18 protein-coding genes are annotated in these 24659 nt (G+C 39.6%); 10 read left to right on the top strand and 8 right to left on the bottom strand.

Annotation, left to right across the window (positions count from 1 at the left end):
- Nucleotides 1–21: 21 nt before the first annotated feature.
- Nucleotides 22–237: a DUF4492 domain-containing protein gene (locus tag HMPREF9969_RS10595; RefSeq protein WP_009435948.1), complete on the bottom strand. Its 216-nt coding sequence runs from the start codon at nt 235–237 to the stop codon at nt 22–24.
- A 196-nt stretch (nt 238–433) separates the two neighbouring features.
- On the opposite strand from HMPREF9969_RS10595, the gene HMPREF9969_RS10590 reads away from it, so the two are divergent.
- The 4 genes from HMPREF9969_RS10590 to HMPREF9969_RS10575 are packed head-to-tail and all read left to right on the top strand — an operon-like array spanning nt 434 to nt 5545.
- Nucleotides 434–1939, top strand: a complete 1506-nt coding sequence (locus tag HMPREF9969_RS10590; protein WP_009435909.1) for a TolC family protein — start codon at nt 434–436, stop codon at nt 1937–1939.
- A gap of 47 nt (nt 1940–1986) precedes the next feature.
- On the top strand, nt 1987–2970 hold the full coding sequence (locus HMPREF9969_RS10585; RefSeq protein ID WP_009435955.1) for an HlyD family secretion protein: 984 nt from the start codon (nt 1987–1989) through the stop codon (nt 2968–2970).
- Nucleotides 2971–2993: 23 nt separating this feature from the next.
- Nucleotides 2994–4205, top strand: a complete 1212-nt coding sequence (locus HMPREF9969_RS10580) for an ABC transporter permease (protein ID WP_009435827.1) — start codon at nt 2994–2996, stop codon at nt 4203–4205.
- A 50-nt stretch (nt 4206–4255) separates the two neighbouring features.
- Complete coding sequence (locus HMPREF9969_RS10575) at nt 4256–5545, top strand: ABC transporter permease (protein WP_009435954.1); 1290 nt, start codon at nt 4256–4258, stop codon at nt 5543–5545.
- A 215-nt stretch (nt 5546–5760) separates the two neighbouring features.
- Here the strand turns inward: HMPREF9969_RS10575 and HMPREF9969_RS10570 are convergent, their stop codons facing one another.
- The 3 genes from HMPREF9969_RS10570 to HMPREF9969_RS10560 all read right to left on the bottom strand — a co-directional run bounded on the left by HMPREF9969_RS10570 (nt 5761) and on the right by HMPREF9969_RS10560 (nt 10323).
- Nucleotides 5761–6306 carry a hypothetical protein gene (locus HMPREF9969_RS10570; RefSeq protein WP_009435799.1) on the bottom strand — a complete coding sequence of 182 codons (546 nt, stop codon included), beginning with the start codon at nt 6304–6306 and terminating at the stop codon, nt 5761–5763.
- A gap of 64 nt (nt 6307–6370) precedes the next feature.
- Complete coding sequence (locus tag HMPREF9969_RS10565) at nt 6371–8980, bottom strand: thiol protease/hemagglutinin PrtT (RefSeq protein ID WP_009435761.1); 2610 nt, start codon at nt 8978–8980, stop codon at nt 6371–6373.
- A gap of 449 nt (nt 8981–9429) precedes the next feature.
- Nucleotides 9430–10323, bottom strand: a complete 894-nt coding sequence (locus HMPREF9969_RS10560; protein WP_009435986.1) for a helix-turn-helix domain-containing protein — start codon at nt 10321–10323, stop codon at nt 9430–9432.
- Nucleotides 10324–11181: 858 nt separating this feature from the next.
- Here HMPREF9969_RS10560 and HMPREF9969_RS10555 point away from each other — a divergent pair.
- Nucleotides 11182–11994, top strand: a complete 813-nt coding sequence (locus HMPREF9969_RS10555; RefSeq protein WP_009435835.1) for a hypothetical protein — start codon at nt 11182–11184, stop codon at nt 11992–11994.
- Between the two features lie 782 nt (nt 11995–12776).
- On the opposite strand, the gene HMPREF9969_RS10550 is transcribed toward HMPREF9969_RS10555, so the two are convergent.
- The 3 genes from HMPREF9969_RS10550 to recF form a co-directional block, all read right to left on the bottom strand.
- Nucleotides 12777–13391 carry a DNA alkylation repair protein gene (locus HMPREF9969_RS10550; protein ID WP_009435872.1) on the bottom strand — a complete coding sequence of 205 codons (615 nt, stop codon included), beginning with the start codon at nt 13389–13391 and terminating at the stop codon, nt 12777–12779.
- 850 nt (nt 13392–14241) lie between these two features.
- Nucleotides 14242–14532, bottom strand: a complete 291-nt coding sequence (locus HMPREF9969_RS10545; protein ID WP_009435895.1) for a DUF721 domain-containing protein — start codon at nt 14530–14532, stop codon at nt 14242–14244.
- Between the two features lie 4 nt (nt 14533–14536).
- A complete protein-coding gene (recF, locus tag HMPREF9969_RS10540) occupies nt 14537–15643 on the bottom strand; it encodes a DNA replication/repair protein RecF (protein WP_009435773.1) in 1107 nt (368 codons plus the stop codon).
- A gap of 185 nt (nt 15644–15828) precedes the next feature.
- Between recF and HMPREF9969_RS10535 the strand changes: the two genes are divergently transcribed.
- The 3 genes from HMPREF9969_RS10535 (at nt 15829) to HMPREF9969_RS10525 (ending at nt 19454) form a co-directional block, all read left to right on the top strand.
- Complete coding sequence (locus HMPREF9969_RS10535; RefSeq protein WP_009435904.1) at nt 15829–16503, top strand: tetratricopeptide repeat protein; 675 nt, start codon at nt 15829–15831, stop codon at nt 16501–16503.
- A gap of 9 nt (nt 16504–16512) precedes the next feature.
- Nucleotides 16513–16989: a 6,7-dimethyl-8-ribityllumazine synthase gene (gene ribH, locus HMPREF9969_RS10530; protein ID WP_009435971.1), complete on the top strand. Its 477-nt coding sequence runs from the start codon at nt 16513–16515 to the stop codon at nt 16987–16989.
- 233 nt (nt 16990–17222) lie between these two features.
- Nucleotides 17223–19454 (top strand): GH92 family glycosyl hydrolase, encoded by a 2232-nt coding sequence (locus tag HMPREF9969_RS10525; protein ID WP_009435950.1) that lies wholly within the window; start codon nt 17223–17225, stop codon nt 19452–19454.
- A gap of 365 nt (nt 19455–19819) precedes the next feature.
- Here the strand turns inward: HMPREF9969_RS10525 and hcp are convergent, their stop codons facing one another.
- Complete coding sequence (gene hcp, locus HMPREF9969_RS10520; RefSeq protein ID WP_009435846.1) at nt 19820–21472, bottom strand: hydroxylamine reductase; 1653 nt, start codon at nt 21470–21472, stop codon at nt 19820–19822.
- Nucleotides 21473–21849: 377 nt separating this feature from the next.
- Here hcp and HMPREF9969_RS10515 point away from each other — a divergent pair, with 377 nt between their 5' ends.
- Both HMPREF9969_RS10515 and HMPREF9969_RS10510 read left to right on the top strand, forming a co-directional pair.
- On the top strand, nt 21850–22308 hold the full coding sequence (locus HMPREF9969_RS10515) for a helix-turn-helix domain-containing protein (RefSeq protein ID WP_036895672.1): 459 nt from the start codon (nt 21850–21852) through the stop codon (nt 22306–22308).
- A gap of 26 nt (nt 22309–22334) precedes the next feature.
- The gene (locus HMPREF9969_RS10510) at nt 22335–24440 is read left to right on the top strand and encodes a dipeptidyl-peptidase 3 family protein (RefSeq protein WP_009435784.1); all 2106 of its coding nucleotides are present in this window, start codon (nt 22335–22337) and stop codon (nt 24438–24440) included.
- The last annotated feature ends 219 nt before the right edge of the window (nt 24441–24659 follow it).

The raw sequence follows: 24659 nt of genomic DNA, 5'->3' as shown, positions 1-24659 counted from the left end.
CTACTTGAATAGTCGTTGTAACTAACGTTTCAAAAGCTGTTGCTCAACAAAGTCACCTTCTTTACCAGGCTTTGTTCTTTGTTTTAAGTAGTTTGGAAAGAAGAAAACTTTAAGCACTAAGAAGATAATGACTAGCTTAACTATAATCACCATCCATAATGTCTTGCCTAAAGTCATGTGCTTGAAGCCGTCATAATAGAGGTCATATGCACGATAAAAAAAGCTCTTCTTTGTCACGATGAAATGTTTTCTTACTTTGTATTTAATACAGATAATGGTTGCAAAGATAGTTATTTATTTCTAAAGTTGTCCTATACTTCCTTAAAAATAGGTGTTTTTTTTTAATTTAAGGATTAACATACTCTATTTGACAAGTAAGTCATTTAAAAAGGTTATATTTGCATTCTCCAATTTAAAAGTGTAACAATTATAAATGAGAAGACTATTTACTTGTGTACTAGTACTCTGTACTTTCCACAGCACCTATGCGCAGAATGTGTTGTCATTAGCCCAATGTAGAGAGTTAGCTTTGCAGAACAATCGACAGTTGAAGATATCTAAGATGACTGCAGATGTTGCTGAGAACACACATAAAGCGGCTAAAACTAAATATCTTCCAAGAGTAGATGGGCTTGCAGGATATCAACATTTCTCACGTGAAGTGTCGATTTTGAATGGTAAACAGAAGTCTGCTCTTACCAACATCGGGACTAATTCTGTAGGGCAGTTGGGTAATCAATTAGGTCAGAGTTTAAGTTCTCTTGCACAGCAGGGGATGATTAGTCAACAGACAGCACAGCAGTTAGGTCAGGTATTGAATAGCATTGCTTCTCCATTGACACAGGCTGCCAATAATATTGGAACGACCATCACTGACGCTTTCCGAACCAACACTAGGAATGTTTATGCTGGTGGTGTTGTTGTCAGTCAACCTATTTATATGGGTGGAGCCATTAAAGCCGCTAATGACATGGCAGCCCTTGGTGAGCAAGTTGCACAGAACAATATCGAGCTGAAAAGACAGCTTGTTCTATATGGTGTGGATAATGCTTACTGGCTGGCAGTATCGCTCAAGAAGAAGCAAACACTTGCCCTTCAATATCGCAACTTGGCACAGAAACTGGATGATGATGTCAAGAAGATGATCAACGAGGGAGTAGCTACAAGGGCTGACGGATTGAAAGTTGACGTTGCAGTTAACACTGCCGACTTACAGTTAGCACGTATTCAAAGCGGTGTGTCACTTGCTAAGATGGCATTGTGTGAACTATGTGGTATTGGTCTAGATGGGGATATTCTATTAGCTGATGAAGGAGATGCTGATATTCTAGCAACGCCTTCCCCTCAACTTGACAACCGCTTAAAAGCTGCCTCAGATAGTGCCACAATCACAGCAAAACGCCCCGAACTGCGTTTATTACAGAATGCTGTTGACATCAGTAAGCAGAACACCAAACTCGTTACAGCACTCTATCTCCCTCACATCTTACTAACAGGTGGATACTCAGTGATGAATCCTAACGTCTTTAATGGGTTTCAGAATCGTTTTTCGGGAGTATGGAATATTGGTGTAACAGTGCAGATGCCGCTATGGACATGGGGTGCGAATCGATATAAGATACGTGCTAGTAAGACGGCAACGAGTATAGCACAAATGGAATTAAATGACGCTCATAAGAAGATAGAACTTGATATTGAACAGAGTCGTCTACGGCTCAGAGATGCCAACAAACAGCTTGCCACAGCACGAAAGAATATGTCTGCAGCAGATGAGAATCTACGTTGTGCGAATGTTGGTTTTCGAGAAGGTGTGATGACAGTAACCGATGTCATGACGGCTCAAACAGCCTGGCAGACAGCCCGCACAGCGATAATTGATGCAGAGATAGCTGTTAAGTTAGCACAAACGAGTGTTCAGAAAGCTATCGGAGAGCTATAATATATAAAGGTGAAAATAGGTTCTTTAAAATTAAAACAACAATATTTATGTCAGCAAAATCACAACATAATAATATCCTTCTAGCTGTTTTAGGCTTTGTTAGTGTGGTTATCATCGTTGCAGTGATTGGTTATTTCACGATTGATCGCAGCCCTGAAATTATCCAAGGAGAGGTTGAAGTGAGTGAATATCGTGTGGCTTGCAAGTTACCGGGACGTGTAACTGAACTCTTAGTAAAGGAAGGTGACCATGTTCATAAGGGTGATATCCTTGCAAAACTGGCCATTCCTGAAGCCAACGCACAGGAGAAAGTGGCTGAAGCAACCGCTGGTGCGACCGATGCCTTGAGTGCTTTAGCCGAGGCTCCAACACGTCGTGAGGCTGTTGAAAGTGCTTATCAGGTTTATCAACAGGCTATTGCTGCGAACGGAATAGCCGAAAAGACCTATGGACGTATGCAACGACTCTTCGACGAGGGAGTAATGAGTGCACAGAAGCGTGACGAGGCGAAGGCTGCCTTTGAAGCAACTCAAGCAGGTGTACAAGTCGCTAAGTCGCAATGGGAACTAGCCAAGAGTGGGGCACGAGAGGAGGCAAAGTTGGCTGCAAAGAAGCAAGCTCAAGCAGCTCACTCGGCTGTTGATGTGGTTCGTTCGGTACTCAAAGAGACTGTTCAACGTGCAACAGCTGATGGCGAAGTAGAGACAATTTATCCTAAAGTTGGCGAACTCGTTGGATTGGGTAGTCCTATCATGAGCATCTCAATGGTCAATGATATATGGGGTACCTTCAATGTTCGTGAGGATCAATTAAAGGACATGAAGGTTGGAACTAAGTTCAAGGTGTTTGTCCCAGCACTTGATAAACAGATTGAAATGCAGGTTACTTCACTCAAAGACCAAGGTTCTTACGCTGTGTGGAAAGCTACGAAGAGCAGTGGACAATACGACCTAAAGACATTCCAAGTGAAGGCTCGTCCTGTTCAGAAAGTCGATGGTTTAAAACCTGGTATGTCGTTGATTATTAAATAAGGAAGAGTTTTTTTCTTTTTATAATGAAGTTATCATTCAACATAAAATCGTTTTTTAATTCTCTTGGTAAGGGTGTGCAAAGACTTCTCGCACTCTCTTCTAGGGAGGTGGGATTAATGGTTCATAATCCAATCTACATCTGTTGTATGGTTGTTTTCCCATTAGTTACCATCTTCTTCTTCACTTCCTTAATGCATGAAGGGCAACCCGAAAAGCTCCCATGTGGCGTTGTTGACAATGATAACACCTCTACCACACGTGCTTTAATACGACAGTTAGATGCCTTTCAAAGTACACATGTAGTTGCTCATTACAATAGTGTTGCCGAGGCAAGGCAAGCTATTCAACGCAATGAGATATATGGATTCTTGTATATCCCAGCAGGAACTACAGCCGAACTCATCGCTCAACGCCAACCACATGTATCTCTTTATTATAGTAATGTGACGCTTGTTGCAGGTGGAATGTTATACAAGGATATGAAGACAGTGACCGCTCTTGGGTCGGCAGCAATGGGTGCGGCAAAGCTCCAAATGCTTGGAAAAACACCTAAAGAGATTAAGGAGTTCATACAGCCGATAGCCTTAGATGTTCACATGATAGGCAATCCGTGGATGAGTTATAACATATATTTAACGAGTATCATGGTACCTGGTATCCTCGTGTTATTTATGTTACTCATTACCGTCTATTCGATAGGAACAGAGTTAAAGTTTGGTAGGGCGCACCAATGGATGCAGTTAGCTAATAACAACATCATGCTTGCTGTCACAGGAAAACTGCTGCCTCAAACGTTGATCTTCTTAACTATCTTCCTCGGATATGAGTGGTATGTCTATGGCTACTTGAACTTCCCTCACCCTGGAGGATTGCACATGATCATCTTAATGGCAGTGCTTACTGTCCTCTCATCGCAGGGCTTTGGCGTCTTTGTCTTTGGTCTTATCCCTTCCTTACGCATGTCTATGAGCGTTTGTTCATTGTGGGCTGTCGTTGGTTTCTCAGCCTGTGGAGCTACCTTCCCACTCTTTGCTATGGATGGAATGATAGAGTCTCTGGCACAGATCATACCACTTCGTCATTACTATATGGTTTATCAGCTTTGCGTCTTCAATGGCTTCCCTCTTGTCGAGGCGTGGGTTAATGTGATGGCTCTAGTAGCCTTTGCGGTCTCTCCCATACTTGTTCTATGGAACTTGAAACGTGCTATGCTGGAATATGTTTATATACCATAACTGATTGAACATATCCTTTGCTTGAAAGGAATAAATGCTGATAATTGTTTATGTCGAATAATAATAAAACAAGATCCACACTGAGAGAAGTACTCAAGCAACCGCTTGACTTCCTTTCATCTATCTGCTATATCTGGTGGTTAGAATTGAAGAGTACGGTGAAAGATGAGGGCGTGTTAATATTCTTCTTACTAGTTCCTCTTGCTTATCCGCTGCTTTATTCGTGGATTTATAACAATGAGGTGGTGCGTGATGTGCCTGTCGCTATTGTCGACTTATCGCATACTGCCTCTTCAAGGGAGTTCATTCGTGACTTCGATGCAGCCCCTGATGTGAAGGCCGCATACTATTGTAATAGTCTAGATGAGGCTAAGAACCTTGTTGGAAAGCAGGCAGTTCACGGCGTATTATACTTTCCGTCTAACTTTGATGAGACCTTGAATAGGGGGGAGCAAGCGCATGTTGGGGTCTATTGTGATATGAGTTTGATGTTAACCTATAAGGCTATCTATCAAACCGCACAAGCAGTTGCACTCGAGATGGGGGCTGACAAAGTGAAAACTCACTCTTTCTCATTCACAAAAAGGGATGAGGAGCTGACCACGGAACCCATGATTGTTGACGCAGAACCCATCTTTAACACTACAGGTGGCTATGGTAACGCTATCTTACCAGGCGTTTTAATCCTCATCTTACAGCAGACTTTGCTCTTAGGAATAGGCTTATCGGCTGGTACAGCACGTGAGAACAATCGCTTCCAGGACCTTGTTCCAATCGGAAAGCACTATGATGGAATCCTAAAAATAGTCTTCGGCAAGTCGTTCTGTTACTTTATGGTCTATTGCGTGATGGCTGCTTACGTCACAATGGCAGTTCCGCACTTCTTCAGCTTTACGATGTTAGCACGCCCAACTGACCTCTTTTGGCTCTTAATACCATACTTGCTTGCTGTGATCTTCTTTGGTATGACCCTCTCATGTCTCGTTCGCTATCGTGAAAACGTCATGCTCCTTGTGGTCTTTACGTCCATTCCTTTCCTATTCTTAACAGGTGCTTCTTGGCCTCAAAGTAGTATTCCAGGGATATGGCAGGGCTTCAGTTGGATCATTCCGTCCACCTTTGGCGTTCGTGGCTATCTACGAATAGCATCAATGGGAGGTACTATTAATGACATTCTCCCTGAAGTGAGAGCGTTGTGGATACAGGCTACTATCTATTTCTTCACTACTTGTTTCGTTTATAGATATCAGATTATCAGTGCTCGTAAGCACGCTATTTCGCATTATCAGATGATACAAGATAAGATCAAGAAAGAGCGTCAGAAGAAGGGTCAGAATTAATCTTCTGTATAGGAGTAAACAATGGTTTGTTTCCTATACAATCATTCTTTAAAAGACAGGAGATTGCTTCCTGCTATCAAGAAGAGCCTTTCCTTGCTAGAAGGAAAGGCTCTTTTCATTATGAAGAAACGCCTTCTTTCATTTGAAGAAGGCGTTTCCTTTATTCCAAAGTCATGGTTATTTGCTCTTCTGAAGAGTGTGTGGAGGCTTTCAACTTATAATTTCGTCATGTGATAGCCCATGGTCTTTAATTGCATAGCTGCCCCCATGGTGTAAAGCTGATGGAGTGCTGCTACATAAGAGTGGAAAGCCTCTGGACTACCAGGAGCTAATCCTAAATGATGAAGGAGACTATTTGTTCGTGCGGCACATTCGCCTACAACACTTGCTAACCGTTGATGATCTTCGGCTGAGAGAAGTAGGACTTTCTCACAAATATAGTCGTCCATGTGGTCATAATCAATGCGATTACGAAGATAAGTATAGAGGTTTTCCACCTTATTATATAGTTCCCAATCTTCATCCCAATACTTGGCAACAGCCATACCAACATACATCATCCAGCCTAAGGAGACTGTGGGATAAGCTGAAAACTCCCTTGTTCCGTCTGGTAAATACGCCTGGGCAATCTCCAGCCATTTCCCTTCAATATCAATAGCATCTGGTAACATCTCATCCACAAGACCATGTTCTTGCAGATAGCTTACCAAGTTATTCTTAAACTTCTCTTCGTTAGGATATTGTAATTCTGTCGTTTCCATTATGCTTATTGTTTGATATGCAAAGTTACTAAATAGCTTTGAGACATTGGTTGGGAATCATTAATTAATGGCAAATTAACTTCTTCGTGAAACTTCCTTTATCGGTAGTCACCTTTATAATATAGGCTGATGGAGCTAGTGGAATAGCAACTCTATCTCTCTCATTAATCGCTTGATGGCGAACGAGTTGCCCATTAATCGTATAGATATCAACGTGTTTTAAACCACTATGTGTTACCTCTAATAGTCCATTGAAATAGCTTATTTGCTCTTTAGAATGTAATTCATCAATGCCATCAGGAGTTGGAATGTAAGATCCATTGACGATGGAGACGAGTAGGGGAGAAGCCTTTCTTGGCCATAAATCTATCTCCTTATCATCTATATTAGCGATGAGGGCTAATCGATATTGCCGATGATTGATGAGCTTTAAGTCCTTGTCTTTCAGCCATCCACTCATGATGGTAACACCATCCGAGGCGTTCGCTAGATTGATACTATTCGGGTAAGTCGATAGCGGAATATGCTCTTTAGTTTCGTTATCTATAAGAGTTAATATGACAGAACCATTGTACTTCGCATCCTCCTTGGCGTAAATAAGGCATCCAACTTTAATGAGTCCTTCTCGACGAACATCTATATTAGAACTCTCGATGGACTCTTGTGCATTGTTCTGTACAAATCCAATCGCATTAGAAAGGAGTTCCTGAGGGCGGTCAATCTTTATGACATCAATGTAACAAGGCTCTATTTGATTCACATCACCTACTATACAAGTCTCATCACTATAGTCGCTTGTTATGGTTGCACGCAGTCGGTAATGCCCTGGGAGGAGGTTATCTGGAAGTGAAAGAAGTAGGTTTAAACGGGTTGTTGCAAAGTCATCAAAGTCGACACTCTTAGTAGTATGCGTATAAACTGATTGGTCTTTATCGTTTAAGAAATCTAGTTGTATCTTACCATCGAAAGGCTTAGCACATAGCTTACGAATGGCAAGATGTAGTCTAAAGTCGCTGCCCGCTTGCACCTCACCATCGGTAGTTGGCAATGAAGCAAACTGGAAGGAAGCGTCCAAAGAAGGCTTTTCACGATAAGTGATATTAGCCCCTTTAACCTCGAAAACATAGCGTGGAGCCTTCTTTATCATCACCCATTCGCCCCATTCTCCATTGTCTTTTCGAGCACAGACAATAGGTGAGAGGGAGTAGACACCATCGTGAAGTCTACTTAAATCCATCGTGAAGGTGACATCTTGAAAGACGAGTCCTCCAGATACAATCTTACCTTCATTCATCTTAAAATACTCCTGAGTATAACCACCTTTGCTATGACTATCTGATGGAAAAACAGCTATTGTCTGTCCTTGTTCATCATAGATACCAACTCCAAAATCGCCTTGGAATGGTATAGAACTTTGATTTGTAAAGTTCTTATAGGCTATCTTCTTCTGTTCTAAAGTGGTTGGTTCACCGCCTATAAAGTGCAGATCAGCTTCGTTATTGAAGGCTATGTTAGGTGCTTCCTCACGCAATTTGTAGTCAATCTTAGCCACTCCTGCTTTATTCGGATGGGCTAGGATGATGATTAATTGCTTCCCGAAACTCAACGCATTACCATTAAATTCCTTGCCAGAAGAGCTTATGTTTAAGGCTCTTAACGAATAATAGCCATCCGCCTGACCACCCCAACCAAAGTTCATGTGTATCAAGTCATTACGATCAAAGCCGTCGGCTACCCATGCATGACCGCTTCTGCCACCTCCAGGATTGCCTGATATATAAAGAGGAAAACCATTGCGTAACTCATTCTTAATTATCTCGGTGAATTGCGCAATGCCCTCATCTCCCTTGGCAATCATTGTTGCGTCATAATTAAAATACGTACGAAGTGCATTCAACGCACTACCATTTTGAGCACTACTTCCACTATTGGAATATTGCATATTAACCGATACACCAACATCACTCATTAGGTGAGCAACAGCATTGGCTTGCGCTTCGTTGTAGTGTCCATAACGATAGTCATTGTCCATTAAGTCCCACTGATAGACTGATTTAGAGAAGTCCGCAGAATGTTGCTGTTGGTCAACTGTTGTTGTATAGGTATGTTGTCCGCTGCCAGTAACAGGCCACTGATGATAGAACATCAGCTGTGCCATGGCGGTTGCAACGCATCCCGTATAATAGCGAGTGTACTTATTATAAGGTGATTCTTGGCTCCAATGAGAGTGGAGGAGAGGCTTGACTTCATCTTTTGAACTAGTTGTCTGGGATGAAGATGCAGCCGTAGAAAGTTTTGAATTATTATTAAGTTCTTTGTAAACCTGGCGGTATTCATGGAGAAGATAGGCTACTTCTGGATTCAAGCGTGTTGTATCCATGCTTCCTTCATGGCTATATGCTAACACTTGCCCCATGGCATCGTTGCCTGCAACAATTACGAATCCTTTGCCCTTGGAGTCGTTATATATATAATAAGGTGTACTTGCTTGTTTATATGGTAGACTTGAGGTGACGGCTGAAGAGCTCCGTGTAAGAATCTTACGTTGGGTCTTTTTGTCTACATTGACATAACGCTTTGCGATGTTAAGAGCCTCTGTAGGGGTAATGTTATCAGCATACAAGTTTGTAGAAAACGATAACATCATGCAAAGACAAGTAGCAATTATTCTCATTGCTAAGTATCTTTTCTTATTTGTCGGACTATTAACCTGTATCCAGGATACCAATTTCTTCGTTTCTAAAAGCCTAATTATTTCCTTTTGAAAATTAATCTTCTTGATTTGTGAAAACGTTTTCGTCATATTTTTAAATACATCATCTTTCTTTGATAAATGCCTTTTTTATACTTAATGAAGGTATCATTTCCCTTCGGTAAATGCCTTCTTTATACTTTGTAAAGGTATCATTTCCCTTCGATAAGTGCCATCTTCTTCAGAGAAAAATATCATTTTTAACTGATAGTATCATTAAGTTCTCTACAAAGTTACACTTTCTTTTTCACATAACAGCCTTTCCTCATCAACAATGACAACCTTAAAGCATTAAAGGAGAGTCTTTCCTTTCCCTATTTATCATAACTGTCATTACTGTTAAGATGTACCTTCTTGAATTATGAGAGGTATTACTTCTTGTTACGGTATTCGTTTGGTGTAAGTCCAGTTCTACGTTTAAAGAACTTACAAAAGGCACTGCTTGAAGAGAAATTGAATGAGGCTGCAAGTTGTTTAAGCGTTTTATTTGAATTTCTAAGGGCTACTTGCATAGAGACAGTGAGTGAATTTTCAATCCATTCACGGGCTGTTTCTCCTGTTTCCGATTTGATAATAACACCGAGATAATGCGGAGTTACACATAAGTTATCCGCATAGAACATAATCTCATGTTCCTTCTTTGAATACTTACTAATAAGGTGTACGAATGCTTCTGTAAGTCGCTTTGTTCGCGGCTTATACTTCATTTCAGCTTCTTGATAGGACTTGTAGAAATGATAAACAAATTGCATTAACGATAAAAAGAGTGCATCTATTACCTTTGTATCCAATGCTTCACAAGAAGACAACTCATGTAACAATACAAAATAACTATGCCAAATGTTGAAGTTGAGCTTTGTTAATTGCCAAATAAAGATCTCTCCAGGTGATAAGAACAGCTTAGGTAGAGATGCAGAAAAGACAGCTTTAAGGTAATCCTTGCGTATGGCGATTCTTTCCAAGACTATATCTTCAGAGGTGGAAACATTGACCATGACTGCTCCCCAGTTCACAAACAAGAGATCGCCAGCATTACAAACATATTCATTGTTGTTTAACTGTATTTTAAATGATCCTTGCCTCACAACGTCAATATGTGTAAACTGAGATGGAAGTGGCGGTGTTCTACCTTCCATCGAAAGGAATGGTGATTTGTGCAAAACTGATATTGAGAACTTTGCACCAGCCTTATCAAGACCAATCCTCGTCACTGTGTCACATTCTAAAGGGTCTTTAAAATTATTGTTAGCGTGTATATTTATCATGCTTTTAGTTTCAGTTTTAAGCTTATAAAAGTTTTGTTTTAAAGATACAAATAAGTATTTAAACAATGAGGATAATTAATGATAATTAACCAAAAAGACCTTTGTAAGCTATGTGGAGTGCTTTTAATTCTTAGTTTAAGCACATATGGTTGCCTTAGAGAAAGTATTAAGAAATTATCTAACAATTAATGACTTATATAACGCTAAAATCTCCCCTCTTTTATATCCAATATACAGGGTCAATGAAAGAAAGGTTTAAGAAAGAGTAAAATTACGCTTATTTTAATAGTAAATACTTGTTTATATGAATGATGATGATTATCTTTGCAGCCGGTTCAAAGGTTACTTTACTTCGGAATTATGTGTACGAATGAATGATATAAACTGATTAAAGAAAGATAAATAAGGATAAATTCAAATACAACAGATATAAGGACAAAGTTAGTCAGTCTGTTTAAATGTGATATAAACAAAGGCTGTGTAGTAGCAAGAAAAGCGCAAGTAGTTATTGCTAATCACGCTTTAAGATATACAGGTTAGTTTTTTTAAAGGTAAAGGATAACACACTTGTTCTGGTTTTATGACGATTAATAAAATATGACCAGAAGCTTACAGTCCATCCTGATTCCATGTGAGTGGAATCAGGATTTTTGCTTTCTTCTTCTCTCCTACCCCTCTTCTCATTTTTCTTCTTTGCTTACAAGCAATGAAATAGTATATACTTTTTTATATTGGAGATGGTTTTTTTTCGTGAAAAGTTTGGAGATTTACGTTTAAGTCTATACTTTTGCAATCCGTCTGAAGGGCTTTTATCCATGCAGATATGCCAAAAAAACAAATTGATAGAGTAACATATATATGAAGCGACAAGGACAATCATTATCATTAAAGAATCTTACGAAGAGTAATGTTTGGGACATTCAGGAAAGCGATGTCTTCCGCCTTTGGGCGCAAGCAGAACGTGATGCAGACTTAAAGGATAACGAGCATCACTATATTGACGTGCTTAAAAGCGCCTTCACGATAGAAGAGGTAAAGGTAGATAAGCCTGAAGTTATAAAGAAGTATGAGGCTCGTGGCTGTCAAGTAGGTACGATAAGACTTGATGAAGGTACTGTTGTGAAGTGGGCATTGAAGAAGAAACCAATCCTTCGCATCACTGATTTGACATGGGAGAACATACATCATATATCTGCCCAAAAGCTCATTGAGGTGTTAGAACGTAATTTTGGTGGTGGTTGGGAAAGTCTCCCTCAAAGTGTACAAGACATAATTCAAAGTGGATTTGATATTAGTACAACTACCCTTCCTACTGATCGTTTAAAGAAGCCAGGAGGTCTGTATGATAAAAAGACTGCCGATGGTTTTGAAGTATTGGAAATATCAAAGGGCTCATGGACTGAGGCTATCTTTGCAAAAGAAAAGCCTATGGCAGCTGTTAATCACATTAAGTTCTCTCAAGCAGACGAGCTAGAGAGTGATGAGGAGGAATTTGATAATTATGATGAAGATGAGGACTTGTCAAAGGATATAAAATCATCAGATGAAGAGGATGATGACGACTTTGACGATGATAAATTGACGGAAGAAAGTTATCGTACAACATTCGATACGAATCCTGAAGAGCTGGAAATACAAGCAGAAGAAGTTGGAGAAGAAGATGACTTTTAAGTTCTCTCCACCTTATTTATATAATAATAAAACAAAAGAAGACCTTATTGAAGCGAATTCAATAAGGTCTTCTTTCTTTCTGTTTGTAATATTCTACCTTAATCTTGTTGGCAATTACATTAACTTCAAACCTGCTTCTGTAATGCCCAAAGCACATGTCTAGACTCTATTAGCTACGTTTAATCTTACGAGCAAGAGCCTCACGACGTGCATTCTGAATCTGTAGGAAACGAGCATCCATGCTGCTATCGAATTCCTTGTTCATTGCAATAAGCTTGTCCATAATCTATTTGTTATCTTAAACACAACGTGCTGCAAAGATACACTCTTTCAATCAATTAGCAATAAACAAACCTCATTTTTTATCGGCCAAGATTATATTTTTGATGATTGTCAATCATATTGATTAAAATCAATAATGCTGGATTAAATCTATAAATCAAGTAATATTATACCAATATGTAGGCTAATTGTCGTACCTTTGCAGTGAATTTCGAGTTAAAATAAGTAATAACAGCAGAGCCAAAGGGGCTTCTGCACAAAGAAGAAAGGAAAATATTATGTTAACATTTGGTATTGTAACAATCGTTGCAGCACTACTTGCAGAGGTTTTAATTGTCTCTAAGAAGATTAATCTTGACTAGCAAGAGTAAAGGAGGAAGAAATCAAGTAAATAGTCATATACCGCTACATTATAGTGAGCTGGTTGATGATAATAAGTTTAAGAGCCGATACATTAATTAATGTGTCGGCTCTCTTTTTTATTAAAGTTATATGATATATCAAAGAATATCAAGGTCAGCTAGTGCCTTCTTTGCTATCATCTCCATCTCATTACCTAATTCGCAGAAACTTAAAACACAATTAAATGCAGCGTGTTTCAGTGCTATGTTTTCTCCAGCAAGAGTTGTATGAACTTGATCGAGGAACTCATTAATACCTCTCTCATTTGGTTCCATACCCTTTGCAAATAGTCTTGCTAATAATTGATAACCACAGAGTTGATACATATCCTTGTCTGATGCTATCCATTGATAAGCCAAAGCTGGAGCAAAGTTGAGGTGTTGAAGAAGGTTGAAAGCCAATAGTTCTGCCATTTCTTGTGTGCGTAAGCGCTCCATCCATACGTCTACTAAATCTTCCGACATACGTTCTGCGGGCATAATTAGCGTTGCTAGTACTTGACACTCACGTATATCTTCTTTCCAAAGTTCAATGGCAAGCTCATAATCCTTACCATATTCCAGAGCCATCTTTTGTAGTTCCGGTACTGGTACGCCCCAGTTTATTTTATATGATAGTCCTTTCTCACGCATTGATTGTGATGCTACACCATTCATCAATAGGCGGAAGGATTGTTTAATTTGCATTAGTTTCTTGTGTGTCTGATCAGTCATCATTGTCTTATTATATAATATGTATCGGATTAAACTTTTGTTCACTTCATTGGACATAGATATCCTATCTCAAATTAAAGCTCTACAAATTTACAAGAAAAAAAGCAATTATTAATTATTTCTTCTTTGTTTTTCTCATAGTAGATTCAGCTCCTATTGTTCTCTAAAAAGCCCAATATAGTTTTAAAAGTGGTTGTTGTCACTTTTAATATATGTAACAATTGTTTTATAATCAACACCTTATGAATGTAAATGGTGTGACAGGGATGACAGCAAAAATAAAGCTCTTAATTTGCACCCAACGTATATTTCTATTTATCTAGTCCTAAATTGAGCATATTCATGTTACTTTATCGCACTTGTGTTTATGCCTAGCACCATACGTGTTTACCATCAACACGATCTCATTGAATGCTCTTCTCAATCGTAAGTATAGGTAAAGGGTGTAACAAATAATTGTTACACCCTTTACCTACTCACCTTTCAATGAGTGATTGAGCTTGACTTTTGGGTTGCCGCCTCACGGCGTCACCCAATCATCTTGCGTCGTTGTTATCCTTTAATCAATCTTATTTATTACCTTAACTAAACCTATCAACTATAATCCTGAACAATCTCTTTTGCTCTACCTTAATACTAAATAACTAAAAACCTAAATCTATTATTACTAACCTAAACAATCTATTTTATTTCTTTTGACGATGCAAAGGTACAATTGTTTGCGTACACAACAAAATAAATCGACGTTTTTTCTTTAAGAAGTTGCATTTATTGATATGAATCAATAGGCTTTACATGATTATTAAAGGATGACACCTTGAAAGCAACAAATATCCATTTCCAATGTAGACTAGTAGAACCTCACTTCTGTAATAATCATAGAACCAACTGCTGCGTTGAGTTTCTTCACCAGTTCTGACTGCATCATACTAAGATCAGCACGTAAGGCTGGGTTGATAATCTTCACGAATAAGGTTTGATTGCGTATGAATTTCTCTTGTGTATAACGTGCGACAGTCTTACCCGCAACCTCCTCCCATGCATCGATAAGGCGTTTTTGTAAGAGAGGTGCTTCGAGTCCTTCCTTCCTTAAGACCTGATTAAGTAAGGTGTCCAAAGTCTGTACTTTCCGTCTAAACATAGCTTTATTCCTTCTTCTCTTTTATTTCTCCCCCTTCAACGGAGAATAATTTATAACTAAAACTACTTCCATGAAGAATCTTATCAAGGTGGTCACGATTGGTATCAGTGATGAATATCTGACCGAAATCGTCGCCTGAAACCAAGCGAACAATTTGCTCCACCCTGCTGCTATCAAGCTTATCAAAGATGTCATCAAGCAATAATAAAGGTGTATTATTTCCTGATGTACGACGTAAGAAGTCAAATTGTGCCAATTTTAAAGCTAACACATAAGTCTTATTTTGCCCTTGACTACCCTCTCTTCGAATAGGATAATCTCCTAACTTCATTACCAAATCATCCTTATGCACACCATGTAGTGAATAGCCCATAATGCGATCCTTTGCTCGATCACGCTGTATAACATCTAATAATGAGCCACGTTGGCAATGCGAAACGTACTCTAATGATACCTTTTCTCGGTTCTCACATATCGTTTGATAAATGCGTTGAAATACAGGAGTAAGCTCTTCCACAAATGCAGCTCGCTTCTTATAAATAGCTTCCCCATACTCTGCCATTTGCATTTCAAGCAATTCCATGAGTGTTACATCAGGCTCCTCCTCTTGTTTTAAGAGTTTGTTACGTTGTTGTAAAGCTTTATTGTATCTGTTAAGGTCTTCTATGTAAGGTGTATCATATTGAGAGATAACAACATCCATAAGCCTTCTTCGTTCTTCACTTCCACCATCTATTAAGGTTGCATCAGCTGGTGAAACGAATATAAGAGGAACCAAACCGATGTGCATCGAGAGGCGTTTATATTCCTTTTTATTACGTTTGAAATGCTTCTTCGAGCCACGTTTCATACCACAATAAACCTGTTCTTTGTCTTCATTATCAGTGGTGTAATCACCTTCCAATACGAAGTAATCGGCCTCATGACGCATCACTTCAGAGTCCTTCGGATTAAAGGCACTCCTGCAAAAGGATAAGTAATAAACAGCATCCAATAGGTTGGTTTTACCCTCACCATTATGCCCTATGAAACAATTAAGCTTTGCCGACAAGTTTAAGGTGGCTGCTTCTATATTCTTATAGTTTATGATAGAAAGTTTGTTTAATTGCATCTCCTTTGTCTTTAATCACACTCTTCTTTCCTCTTATCAATCATCTGCAAAGTTACCCCTTTTCGTATCAATAAAAGAAAAAAGTCGTTGATAAATTTCAATATATCCGACTTTTTCCGTACTTTTGCGACGCTATTATGCACACATATAATATATAAGAAAGAAACAAAACATCATAACTTAAAATGGCAAACAACAAAGAACAGGGTACTTATGAAAATACCCTTAACAATTCTGAAGCCGCATTCTTGAAGTATAAGAAGCAGATTGCTATTGCAGTCATCGCTATTATTGTAATCATTGCGGGTGTTATCCTTTACAAGAATTACATCTCTGCTCCACGCGAGGCAGAGGCGAGTACAGAGCTTGCAAAGAGTCAGACATTCTTCAATGCACAGCAGTATGACAAGGCATTGACTGGCTTTCAGAAGGTACAAAGCGACTACAGTAACACTGATGCAGGTAATCTTGCTAACCTTTATGTGGCTCTTTGCTATGCACATCAGGCTCAACCAAACTGGGCAAAGGCTTTGGAAAATGCAGAGAAGTTTGATACTTCTAATGATGAGATGATTAGCCCAGCCTCACAGATGGCTCTAGGAGACATCTATGCAAACAATAATCAGCTTGACAAAGCTGTTGATTGTTTCAAGAAAGCAGCTGACATGGCTAACGCTCAGGCTGAAGACAACATCAACCTTACCATTGCCCCACTAGCACTCCGTAAGGCTGGTATCCTATTGGAAAGCCAAGGTAAGAAGGCAGAAGCACTTGATATCTATAAGAACATCAAGAAGACTTATGTCAACTCTCCTATCTTCCAGGATATTGACAAGTACATTGAACGTGCTTCTAATTAATCTGTAGTCATGTCAACAGAACTTCATCATCTATCAGACTACAACGAGCAGAATGTTCCAGACGCTAGTAATATGTGCTTTGGAGTCGTCGTTGCAGAGTGGAATCCAGAGATTACTGGGGCATTGCTTGATGGTACAGTACGTACGTTGGAGAAGCATGGTGCTATCCCAGAGAACATTCACATCAAGACAGTCCCTGGTAGTTTTGAGCTTATCTATGGTGCACAACAGATGACAAAGAACGATGGCTTTGATGCTATCATTATCCTCGGAAGTGTCATCAAGGGTGAGACACCTCACTTCGATTACATCTGTCAGGGGGTTACTTATGGTATTGCACGTTTGAATGCATCGCAGAATATTCCTGTTATCTATGGTCTTCTCACCACAAACGACTTACAACAAGCAAAGGACAGAAGTGGCGGCAGACTTGGTAATAAGGGTGACGAATGTGCTATTGATGCTATTAAAATGGCTAAGTTCTAGGTATTTTAGTTAATAAGAAATATTGGTTTAAAGGCAACGGAACGTGGGATTACACCACTATCTGTTGCCTTTTTTATTTGTGTTGAGGTCTACTCATTATATTCTCACTGCTCTTTTTGTGGGGAGTGAGATATTTTTTTGTATATTTGTAATCGATATTCTCTCTTGTTGATTACCGACTTTTTATTTCTAAGTAGCGTATAATTCTAATTACCCCAATTAAAAACCTATATATGAAAAAGCTGTTGTTTATTATGCTCGGAGTGCTATCTTGCATTACGAATATCTATGCTCTGGTCGTAAAGAATCCCGTTGATTATGTTAATCCATTGGTAGGCACTGCCTCAAAAAGCGAATTATCAACGGGCAACACCTATCCCGCTATAGCATTACCATGGGCAATGAACTTTTGGACAGCACAAACAGGAAAGATGGGGGACGGCTGGACTTACGTTTACGGAGCCGACAAGATACGTGGTATTAAGCAAACACACCAACCCAGTCCATGGATAAATGATTATGGGCAGTTCGCTTTCATGCCCATAACAGGCAAGAAAGTGTTCGACGAGGAAGGGCGAGCTAGCTGGTTCTCACATAAGGCGGAGACTGCTACACCTTATTATTATAAGGTCTATCTAGCCGATTATGACGCTACGGTAGAGCTTTCTCCAACTAGCAGAGCAGCCTCTGTTCGTGTCACCTACTCTACTACTAACGAGGCTTACTTCCTTGTCGATGCTTTCGATAAGAGTTCTTCTGTGACGATACTACCTGACAAACGCACCATTGTGGGCTATACGACAAAGAACAGTGGTGGTGTTCCTGATAACTTTAAGAACTACTTTGTTCTTCGTTTTGACCATGATTTCGTTTATAAAGGATGCCTTTCTGATGGTAAACTAATCGATAATCAGCTTTCTGCAAGATGCAATCATGCGATGGCTGTAGTAGGTTTCCAAACCAAGAGGGGCGAACAGGTAAATGTGCAAGTAGCCTCTTCTTTCATCAGTGAAGAGCAAGCCTTTCGCAACTTAAAGGAGGTTGAAGGCAAGTCATTCGAGCAAGTAAAGGCTGAAGGAAAGGCTGAATGGAACAAGGTATTAGGGCGCATTGAGGTGGAAGACGATAATGTGGATCACCTCCGCACATTCTATAGTTGTCTTTATCGCTCCGTTCTTTTCCCTCGTTCCTTCTATGAGTTTGATGCCGACGGAAAGCCCATTCATTATAGTCCTTATAATGGGAAAGTACTTGAAGGGTATCTCTTCACCGATACTGGATACTGGGATACTTTCCGTTCATTGTTCCCCTTGCTCAACCTTATCTACCCTTCTATGAATGAGAAGATGCAGGCAGGTTTGGTCAATGCTTATCGTGAGAGTGGATTCTTACCAGAGTGGGCTAGCCCTGGACATCGTGATTGTATGGTGGGCAATAATTCTGCTTCTGTGGTGGCAGATGCCTATATCAAGGGACTTCGGGGTTATGACATTGAAACGTTATGGAAGGCTGTTGTGCATGGAGCTAACGCCGTTCACCCCACTATCAGTTCGACTGGACGCAAGGGATTTGAGTATTACAATCGTTTGGGATATGTACCTTATGACGTTGGTATCAACGAGAGTGTAGCACGCACCTTGGAGTATGCTTATGACGATTGGTGTATCTATCAGTTGGGGTTAAAGCTTGGGAAGAGTGCCAAGGAACTGCAACCTTTTAAGGAGCGAGCCATGAATTATAAGAATGTATTTGATAAAGAAACGTGCTTAATGCGTGGTCGTAATGCGGACGGGAGCTTTCAGAAGCCCTTTAACCCATATAAGTGGGGAGACGCATTCACGGAAGGTAATAGTTGGCACTACACCTGGAGCGTGTTCCATGACCCGTCTGGTTTGGCACAACTGATGGGTGGTTACGATAAGTTCAACTCGATGTTGGATAGTGTATTTAACCTACCGCCTGTATTCGACGATACCTATTATGGCTTCACTATTCATGAGATTCGTGAGATGCAGATAATGCACATGGGCAACTATGCACATGGTAATCAACCTATCCAACACATGATTTACTTGTATGATTATAGCGGTCAACCATGGAAGACACAGTACTGGATTCGTGAGGTAATGAATCGATTATATACAGCGCAGCCTGATGGTTATTGCGGTGATGAAGACAATGGTCAGACGTCTGCCTGGTATGTTTTCTCGGCCTTAGGATTCTATCCAGTATGCCCTGGAAGTACGCAGTATATGATAGGAACACCCTATTTTCACAAGGCAAAAATACATCTAGAAAATGGTAAAATAATCACCATCAATACGGATAAAAACGATGATAGTAATCGCTTCATACAGCGTATAATGATGGATGGACAGCCTTATCAGCATTATTATTTAGAGCACAATAAACTTGAAGATGGTGTTTCCATAGATTTCATGATGGGTGATAAACCTTGCAAGTAATGTGCTGGTGAGAGAAAGAACCTAACTACATTCAAAAGACAAGAGCCTTCTTTGTATAGCAAGGGAGGCTCTTCTTGTATTAAGGAGAGCCTTGCTTCACAGCAAGGAAACGCCCTCTTTGTTTCAGACAAAAGTCTAATTTCGCTATGACAGATAGATTCATGTAGATGATGATACCCTTGTTTGTTCGCTCATACAGCCCTACTTCTTAACCAAATTCTTGTTTCTCTGAAGTTTTGTAGCTGTCCGCACATTTGTAAAACTAGTGTGTTTCTTTATCATTATAAACCTTTTCTTATAAACAAAAAAGCCTTCCCCAATATTAGGGAAGGCTTCTGATTCTTTACTTAAATTAGATGATTAATTTATCCAACCATGCTCTTGAGATCCTCATCAACAGTTGTGATACCACCGAGTCCGAAGTTCTCAACAAGTACATTTAGTACGTTTGGAGATACAAAAGCAGGGAGCGTAGGCCCGATATGGATGTTCTTAATGCCAAGATAAAGTAGTGCCAAGAGAACGATAACAGCCTTCTGCTCATACCATGCGATGTTAAACTCGATAGGAAGATCATTGATGTCGTTAGCACCAAAGATCTCTTTTAGCTTCATAGCTACCACTGCCCATGAGTATGAGTCATTACATTGACCAGCATCCAATACACGTGGTATACCATTGATATCACCAAGGTTTAGTTTGTTATACTTGAATTTTGCGCAACCACTTGTTAGTATAACTGTATCCTTCGGGAGGCGACTTGCAAAGTCACGATAGTAGTCACGGCTCTTCATTCTACCATCACAACCACTCATCACAACGAACTTACGGATAGCACCAGACTTTACTGCATCAACAACCTTATCGGCAAGTGCGAATACTTGTGCATGTGCGAATCCACCAATAATCTCGCCTTGCTCGATAGCAGTTGGTGCTTTGCAGGTCTTTGCAATCTCAATTACTTCAGAGAAGTCTTTGTGTCCGTTTGCATCAGCTGTAATGTGTTTCCATCCTGGGAAACCTGTTGCATTAGTGGTGAATACACGATCCTTGTAGCTTGCCTTTGGTGAAGGAGGTACGATACAGTTGGTAGTAAATACGATAGGACCATTGAATGTCTCGAACTCCTCCTTCTGTTTCCACCATGCATTACCATAGTTTCCAACAAGGTGCTTATACTTCTTTAATTGTGGATAGTAGTGTGCTGGTAACATTTCACCATGGGTATATACATCTATACCAGTACCTTCTGTCTGCTCTAATAATTGCTCAATATCCTTGAGATCATGACCTGAGATAAGGATTCCTGGGCGATTACCTACACCGATGTTAACCTTTGTCAGCTCTGGATTACCATATGTTGTTGTGTTTGCTTTATCGAGTAGTGCCATTGCATCAACACCATACTTTCCAGTCTCCATAACGGTTGCAAGTAGGGTTTCCATATTAGCATTAGGATTAGAGATAGTCGCTAAGGCCTTCTCTATAAAAGCGATGATTTCATCTTTGCGTTCGTTTAATCGGGATGCATGCTCATAATATGCTGCCATTCCTTTCAAGCCTAGAATGGTTAATTCCTTTAGTGAACGTAGATCTTCATTCTCGGTTCGTAGCACACCTTCTCGGTTACCTTCTGCCTCGTAATCAGCCTTTTCTCCACCCCATTTAACCTCTGGGTAGTCAGGAAGAGTGATGTTTTTTGATGCCGCAAGTTCGAGAAGCTCTCGTTTTAATTGTACTCCTTTATCTACCTTTGCCAATATTGCTTGATCATCAAAGTTTGCATTGGTGATAGTCACGAAGAGAGAGTCAACAATGTAATCACCCACCTCCTGGCTTGTTTCTATACCTGAATTACGAAGCGAATCAGCGATAGTTCCAATGCCACGAGTCACTGCTAGTAATAAATCTTGCCAACGACTTGTGTCTGCCTTCTTGCCACATACACCTTGAATAGTACATCCTGTACCCTTTGCTGTTTCCTGACATTGGAAACAAAACATCTTGTTCTCTGCCATTTTAAATTATTCCTTTGTAATGTTTTAATTTCATTTTCGGTGGCAAAATTATAGACTAATTCATTCCTATTAGGTAACATTTGTGACTTTACAAGGTTAAAGTATATTAAATGTTAATCGTTCCTAATATCCCGTATAAGACTTTTTAAGTGTAAAGAAGTACAATGAATGAAATAAAGGGGAACTCCCTATCACACAAAGATATGAGTTCTTATCATGTAAATATTTTATTCCTAAGCATTGAAGAAAGTCGTATAATAGTCAGAAAATGAACAACTAAGAGATATTAAAAAATATACTTTGCACTTGACAATATTAATTAAATATACTATATTTGCATTGTAATAACATATTTGGTAACTAAAAATCCACGGATTATGGCTAAGTACAACTTAACTGAAAAAAAGGAGAAGATGGCCGCGTACCGTAGTTTGGTAAGTCCGCAATTGATGGATGAACTTAAGGAGAAAATTCTGAATATCATTCTAATCCAGCAGCGTTATAAAGACAAGAATTATTCTGCGAAACAGCTTGCTGAGGACTTAGGAACTAATACACGCTACATTTCTGCAGTAGTGAATGTAAGGTTTCACATGAACTATACATCGTTCGTTAACAAATTCAGAATAGAGGAAGCTATGGCTTTACTGGTTGACAAACGATATCAGGATCTCAACATGGAAGATATAAGTGACATGGTAGGATTTTCTAATAGACAGTCTTTCTATGCATCGTTCTATCGTATTAATGGTGTTACTCCTCGTGACTACAAGATGCGTCATCTAGCCCAGCATCCCTCTGAAGAGATGCGATTAAAGAAGCCGCTAAAGATGTAAAAGGCGGTAAGTATATAATTAAGTCTATGATAGAAGCAGTTGAAGAAGAATTTAATTATCTAGATGAACGTTTTGCCGATATACAAATGTTAAGGTATCGGCTACCCGAGTTTAGCAAGCTGCCACTTGATCAGAAGCAACTCATATATTGCCTTTCTAAGGCGACATTATATGGACGTGACATAACGTTTGACCAATTTGGAAAGTATAATCTCCGCATTAGAAAAATGTTGGAGACTATTTACGTATATGTTCAAAGGGATAGATTCTCTGATCAGAAAATCCTTTTTTCTGACCAGAGAGGTAATAATAATAGTCAAAGAAACAAACTTGAGGATGAGTATAATGGCTTAGAACAATATTTAAAGCAGGTTTGGTTTGCAAGCGGAATATATCATCATTATGCTTGTGACAAGTTTGCTCCTTTGTTCTCAGAGACTTTTTTGCGTGAAGTAACAATGAAGATTGATCCGAAGTTACTTCCACTTAAAGAAGGAGAAAGTGTTGAAGCAATGCTTGATGAGCTTTGCCCGATTATCTTCAACCCAACAATTCTACCCAAACGTGTTAATAAGTCGGATGGTATTGACATCGTTCGTGAGTCTGCATGTAACTTTTATGATGATGTAGAGCAGCATGAAGTTGAGGCTTTCTATGCCCAAATGAAGCTGGATGATGTTAATAAGAAGCTGTCTGTTAGTGATTGTTCGTCAGTTGAACAGAGTCCAATACAGCAATATGGTGCACCCTCTTATGGGCTAAATTCAACCCTAATAAAAGAGAATGGTATCATTTGTGAGGAAGTTTGGAGGCTCAATGGCAAGTATGGTGCAGCCATAGAGAAGATTGTCTATTGGTTAGAGCAAGCAAAGAAATATGCTGAAAACGACCAACAACGTCATGTTATTAGCCTGCTTATAAAGTATTATACCTCAGGAGACCTGCGTGACTTTGATGTTTATTCGATAGAGTGGCTTAAGGAGCAAGATGCTCACATTGATTTTATCAATGGTTTCATAGAAGTCTATGGAGACCCCATGGGATTAAAAGGATCATGGGAAGGCATTGTTGAATACAAGGATCTCGATGCGACGCATCGTACACAAACGATTTCAACTAACGCTCAATGGTTTGAAGATCACTCTCCCGTTAATCCTATGTTTCGCAAGGAAAAGGTGAAGGGAGTCACTGCGAATGTTATTTGTGCAGCCATGCTTGGTGGAGATGAATACCCCGCTTCGGCTATTGGTATCAATCTTCCTAATGCCGATTGGATACGTGCAGAGTACGGATCTAAGAGTGTTACGATCTCTAATCTGACGCATGCTTATGACATGGCAGCGAAGGGTAACGGATTTAGAGAAGAATTTGTTATCGATAAAGAAACGTGCCTATTGATGGATAAATATGCTGATATAACAGACAACTTACATACAGACTTGCACGAATGTCTTGGTCATGGAAGTGGTAGATTACTCCCTGAAACCGATCCTGATGCGCTGAAGAACTATGGAAATACCATTGAAGAAGCCCGTGCCGACCTCTTTGGTCTTTATTATATAGCTGATGATAAGCTTCTTGAACTTGGTTTGCTCGCTGACAAGGAGGCGTACAAAGCCCAATATTATGGCTATATGATGAATGGATTACTCACTCAGCAGGTACGTATCAAGCCTGGTAAACAAATCGAAGAGTCCCACATGCAGAACCGAGCTCTTATTGCTCAATGGGCAATGGAACTAGGTAAAGAGGACAAGGTTGTTGAACTCATTAAGCGTATGGATACTACTACTGGCAAGGAGAAAACCTATGTTCGTATTAATGACTATGCTGCCTTGCGTCGTATCTTTGCACAAGAACTAGCGGAGATACAGCGTATCAAGAGCGAAGGCGACTTTGAGTCAGCACGAAAACTGGTAGAACGTTATGCCATCCAATTGGATTCTAATATCCATGAAGAGGTTCTTTATCGTTACAATCGCTTAAATATTGCTCCTTACAAAGGCTTTGTCAACCCCGTTTTGAAGCCTGTTCATAATGATAAAGGGGACGTTGTTGATATAATAGTAGATTATTCTGAGACTTATACAGAGCAAATGCTCCGTTATTCAAGAGAATATCAAACATTATAAAAAACGTGAGGGATGAAAACAAATGATGTTTTCATCCCTTTTTCGTAGACATTATTTTCTATATAATTCATGGATAGTACTCTTAAAAGAAATGCTATCCTCTATTTGACAAGGGCGTTTCTTTGAGACAAGGAAGTGCTCTTCTCCCCATAAAGAAAGGCTCTCCTTGATAGAAGAAGAGCCTCTCCTTAATAGCTACATAAACTTAATTCTAAAACT

It is taken from the genome of Prevotella sp. oral taxon 306 str. F0472, from assembly GCF_000257925.1.
GTDB classification, from domain to species: domain Bacteria; phylum Bacteroidota; class Bacteroidia; order Bacteroidales; family Bacteroidaceae; genus Prevotella; species Prevotella vespertina.
The sequence above is the reverse complement of the archived record's forward strand: the minus strand, read 5'-3'. Positions and strand labels throughout refer to the sequence as shown.